The 5,050-nt window shown below is 57.7% G+C and carries 2 protein-coding genes; both read right to left on the bottom strand.

The window, feature by feature from the left end; genetic code table 11:
- Positions 1-854 precede the first annotated feature (854 nt).
- Positions 855-2,120 (bottom strand): threonine ammonia-lyase, encoded by a 1,266-nt coding sequence (gene ilvA, locus OZX67_RS00595; RefSeq protein ID WP_277143183.1) that lies wholly within the window; start codon positions 2,118-2,120, stop codon positions 855-857.
- Between the two features lie 58 nt (positions 2,121-2,178).
- Complete coding sequence (locus tag OZX67_RS00590; RefSeq protein ID WP_277143181.1) at positions 2,179-4,884, bottom strand: bifunctional alpha,alpha-trehalose-phosphate synthase (UDP-forming)/trehalose-phosphatase; 2,706 nt, start codon at positions 4,882-4,884, stop codon at positions 2,179-2,181.
- Between the last annotated feature and the right edge of the window lie 166 nt (positions 4,885-5,050).

Genomic DNA, 5,050 nt, shown 5'->3' with positions numbered 1-5,050 from the left:
GGGCTGCCTCCCAATCTTTTTCACTTCTAACCGCAACTTCTCAACTGCAACTACAAACTGCCACGGGGCCAACCGCACGCTCCGCTTACTGCTTCACTGCTCAACTGCTCGTACTGCTAACTGCTCAACTGCTACGACGCCGAAACTGCGCACCGCACAACTACTCTGCGGCTTCGGCACCGCTGTCGGACCGCTACTGCATCGGCTCGGCACGACTGCTGCTTGTCACATCAATCCAAAGAAAGGTATGACAATACGCATACTTTATTATTATTTAATCCATCGCAAGGGACAATAAAATCCAGACATAACACCGTTTGACGCGGCTTCAAACGCCTAAATCGTTGATATTCCGTCATTTTTAAAATCTAATTTTAAAACGTCAAAGGTTTTAATAAAAATGTTATACTGTTGAAAATATTGCAGTTTATTGTTTGATGCATATTTGTCTAAGCAGATTAAATTACACCGTTGATATTTGTGACAAAAAGCACGACACGCCTCAAACTAAGCCGTTCTTGCCCGTGTCCGACAGATTCATTTATTAAATCAAACATTTCGGAATTTTTGCACAATATTGCGTGATATTTCTGTGACGGTTTCCCATTGAAGCGCCATCCGCGCTCAAAACTGTCGCAAACCGGGCCTCAGGATGCAACGTATTTTTGTACTTCTTCCCGCTTCCCTACCTTGATGCCAAGGAATATTTATCGGTCGCTTGCGGTCGCGTTATCGGTCGCACGCGGCCGATTCGCGACCGAAATGCGACTGAAAAACTGTAAATGCGCCGCAAAACGACCGCAAAGCGCAAATATGGACGCGGGCGAACGAAACTCAGCTGGGCGGAAACTCGGTCAGTAGATGCGCTTCGGGTCGAAACCGGCTTCTTTAAGGGCCTTCAAGACCTGGGCAATGTGGTCGGGGCCGTTCGTTTCGACGGTGACGCCCAATGAGACGGAATCCGTATAGTGGCTGGAAGCCTTGAACTGGTCGTGGTTGAGCTCGATGACGTTGGCGCGGGCCTCGGCGAGCACCTGCGCGACCTTGACCAGCTGGCCGGGGGTATCGGGCAGCTCGACCTCGAAGTTCATGATGCGGCCGCGGGCGATCATGCCTTTTTGTATGACGGCGCCGATGGTGACCGTGTCAATGTTGCCGCCGGAAATGATCGGAACGATGACGTGCTTGCCCTTGGCCGAGGCGAAAACCCGCGAGCGCAGGCTCAGGTGCTCAAGCGCGGCCAGCGAAACGGCGCCGGCGGCCTCGACCACGAGCTTGTGCTTCTCCATCATCAGAAGGATCATCTCGTTGATGTCGCGTTCGGTGACGGTGATCAGATCATCAAGGTATTCGTTCAAAATCGCGAAAGTGAGATCGCCGGGATGGCCGACCGCGACGCCTTCGGCGGAAGTGACCACCTTATCGGCCGGAACGACCATGCCGGCCGCGAACGAATTCTTGAAAGCGGGCGAGCCCTCCGGAATCGCGCCGATGACGCGAACCTCCGGCTTGAACGTCTTGATGGCGAGCGCCACACCTGAGCCCAGGCCGCCCCCACCCAAGGGAACGACGACGTCGGTGACGTTCGGGACGTCCTCGAGGATCTCCAAGCCGATGGTGCCCTGGCCGCAAAGCACCTCGTAATCGTCGAACGGACGGACGTAGACCAGGCCGTCGCGCTCGGAAAGCTCGGAGGCGTATTCGGCCGCGTCGTCGAAGAGATTGCCGTGCAGGACGACGTCGGCTCCGTAGGACTTCGTCGCGTCGACCTTCAGCGGCGGAGTGCTCTCGGGCATGACGATCGTCGCTTTCGCGCCGCGCTCGCGGGCCGCGTAGGCGACACCCTGCGCGTGGTTGCCGGCCGAGGCCGTGACGATGCCCCTGTCCAACTCCTCGTCTGACAGCGAGGCGATTTTGTTGTACGCGCCGCGAATCTTGAAGGAACCCGTGACCTGAAGGTTCTCCGGCTTCAGAAGAACCTCGTGGCCCGTGGCCTCGGAAAGGGCGGGCGAAGGGATAATACGCGTATGGCGCGCGGTCCCTTTCAGTCTTTCGGCGGCCTTCTTCAACTCGGCCGCATGATCGTGCTGCAGCGCTTTGACAACGTCAACTTGTTTCATACGCCGATTCTACGGCCGCGCCGCGCGGCATCCAGCTCAATGTTCCAAAATACGAATACTACTTTTGGGACTTTGAAGCGGCCTTGGCCTTAGACTTGGCGGAAGTCTTTGACTTGGCTTTGGACTTTGACGCGCGCTTCGTCTTGGGCTTGGACTTGGGAGCCTCGGGAACTTCATCAGGAGCGGTGCCGGCGGCTACGGCCTCGGACTCGGCTACCAGGTAGCCCAGCAGGCGGGCCGTATCGGTCGGGGTGGCAATGCGCGAACGGGCGTTCGTATCTCCGGCGCCGACCTTGATGGTCCACGCAACGGAAGGCTTTGCGGACTTCTTCGCAGGCTTCGAGCCATCGGCTTCAGACGCTGCGCCGCCATCTGCGGCTGAGGTCTGCGCGGAATCGGCCGTCTTGGACACACCAACGTTCTCGACATCGCGCTCATCGAGCAAATTCTCACCATCACGAGCGGAATCACAACTGGAGACGGCGGCGAACATGGTCTCGTCGGTGGTATCGTCGCCCAACGCAAGCGCGAAATCGTAACGGCCGCTATCCAGCAACGGCTTGACGGACTCGCCCTTGCTGACGTTGGCCGGGCAAACCTCGATGACCTTGGCGTTGCGCATGACCATCAGGCCGTACTGCGGGCAGACCTTCTGCAGCTCCGTCACCAGACGCTCACGCTGCTCCTTGGCAAGCTTCGGGTCGCTCATACGATAATGCCAAGCCAAATCCGTGGACTTGTATTCGATGAACGACTGCGGAACACGGGAGACGAACTTGTTCATAATGGTCTCGATGATCGGGCGCCATTCGTCGGGGTCGGGAAGATCACTGGCACGACGCCAGTAACGCTTGGGCTCAACCGTCTTGCCGTCTGCGGATTTGGCGGTGCCGTCCCCAAGCGGCTTGCTGTGCCACGCACCGTGTTCGGCGATGAGACCAACCGGCAAATCGCCGAACCATTCGTCCATCGTCTCGCGCATACGGCCGGAAACAAGATACAGATCGACATCGGGAATGGAGCCGACTTCACGCAGCAAATCACGCAGGCGTCGCGTCGGCTTTGCGCGGCCGGGCGTACGGACGATCTGCGTCAAGGTGCCGTCGTAATCGCACAACACCAACTTGTGCTTGGAAACACCCCATTCGTGAACCAAGCGGTCGCGCTGGGCGCTCTGCAGGCGGCGGTCGGCCATGCGCGGGTCGCTGACCTGACGCAACGTGCTCAGGAACTCGGCGCTCCACAGGCCAGCGGTGCGATACTTGAGCCTGGCCTGCATGGCGGCGTTGCGGCGCTTGGCCTCGCCCGAGCCGATCTCCAAGGCCGAGTGCAGGGCCTCGCAGACCGCTTCGATGTCGTAAGGATTGACGATGAACGCATCCGTCAGCTCGCGGGCCGCGCCGCACTCGTCGGAAAGCACCAACGCACCGTCGGAGCCGTCGCGCGAAGCCAGGTATTCCTTGGCGACCAGGTTCATGCCGTCGCGAAGCGGGGTGACCAGCGCCACGTCGCCCGCGGTATAGATGCCGCAAACCGGCTTGATCGGCAGGGAACGGGTGATGTAATGGATAGGCGTCCACGAAAGCAGCGAATATTTGCCGTTGATCTCGCCGACGAGCTGATCGACCTGATTCTTGAGCTGGCGATATGTTTCGACATCTTCACGCGAGGGCGTGGCCAGCAGGTAATACGTGACATGGCCGACCCATTCCGGGTAGCGGCTGAGCATCAGGGCGAAGGCGCGCAGACGCTCCGGAAGGCCCTTCGTGTAATCGAGGCGATCAACGGAGACGACGACCTTGTTGTCTTTGGTACCGCGCTTGGCCGCCGCGGACTGCGCCAGCTTGACCTCGGAGAGATCGTCTTCGGTATAGGCGCTCCAATTCTCGCTGACTTCGGCGGCAGCTTCGGATTCTGCGGTAAGAGAAGTGCTCAAACGCCTCGTACGTTTGCCGCTGACGGCCTCGATGCCGTGGCGCATGGCCTGCGCAAGGCTGGAATGGGCGTTGCGGCGGTAGAGGCCATAATCGATGCCGATGGGGAAGGCGTCCACGGTGACGAATCGTTGAGTCTCGCCGCTCTGAACCGGGATGCGGCCGTCCTTATCGACTTCGACATGCAGCAACGCGCGTACCGAGGCAAGGAAATTCATGCAGAAATCCTCGGTATGGAAACCGAGCAGATCGGCACCCATCAAACCTTCCAAAAGCTCCTTGCCGTTGGGAAGCTGGTGGAATATCTCGGGGCTCGGGAACGGAATATGAAGGAACCAGCCGATTTTAAGCTTGGGGAAACGCGAGCGCAACATGGCCGGCAGGAGCATGAGGTGATAGTCCTGAATCCATACGGTGTCGTCGGGATTAACCAGCTCGGCGATAGCGTCGGCGAATTTCTGGTTGACCTCCTGATAGATCTTCCACGTAGACGAATCGAATTTGGCCTCGTGCGCGAAATCGTGGAACAGCGGCCACAACGTATCGTTGGAATAACCGGCGTAGTAACCGTCGATCTCCCTTTGGTCGAGGAAAACCGGAATACAACGATTATTGACAAATTCGTCGCTGATCTTGTCGATCTCGGCTTTGCTGCGGGTTTGGGGATTGATGCCGCTCCAGCCGACCCACAGGCAATCGTTGTGGGACTTGTGGTAGGGGCCGATGGCCGTGGCAAGGCCGCCAACATTCTGGCTCAGGGCGTATGTGCCATCTGCTTTTGCGTGCAAAGACATAGGTAGTCTATTGGAAACGATGATCAAACGCGCCATGAATACTCCTTCGTCACTGAAACCCTTGTATGTGAGAAAGCAATGACGAGCTCGCCCTCATACAGGCATGTTGCTTATATTTGTATTCTAACTCACAAAGCCCTTACAGGAGAATTGTTCGAGCAAAGGCATAACCCGTCAGCACCCGGCACGAAACGGAAATAAC

Origin of the sequence: Bifidobacterium sp. ESL0728, assembly GCF_029392015.1 — a bacterium.
In the GTDB taxonomy this organism is placed as follows: Bacteria; Actinomycetota; Actinomycetes; order Actinomycetales; family Bifidobacteriaceae; genus Bifidobacterium.
Note: the sequence above shows the minus strand (reverse complement) of the source record. Positions and strands in the feature narration are given on the sequence as shown.

Coding starts and splice junctions, on each gene's coding strand:
- ilvA (WP_277143183.1), bottom strand. CDS start 2,120: ATGAAACAAGTTGACGTTGTCAAAGCGCTGCAGCACGATCATGCGGCC.
- OZX67_RS00590 (WP_277143181.1), bottom strand. CDS start 4,884: ATGGCGCGTTTGATCATCGTTTCCAATAGACTACCTATGTCTTTGCAC.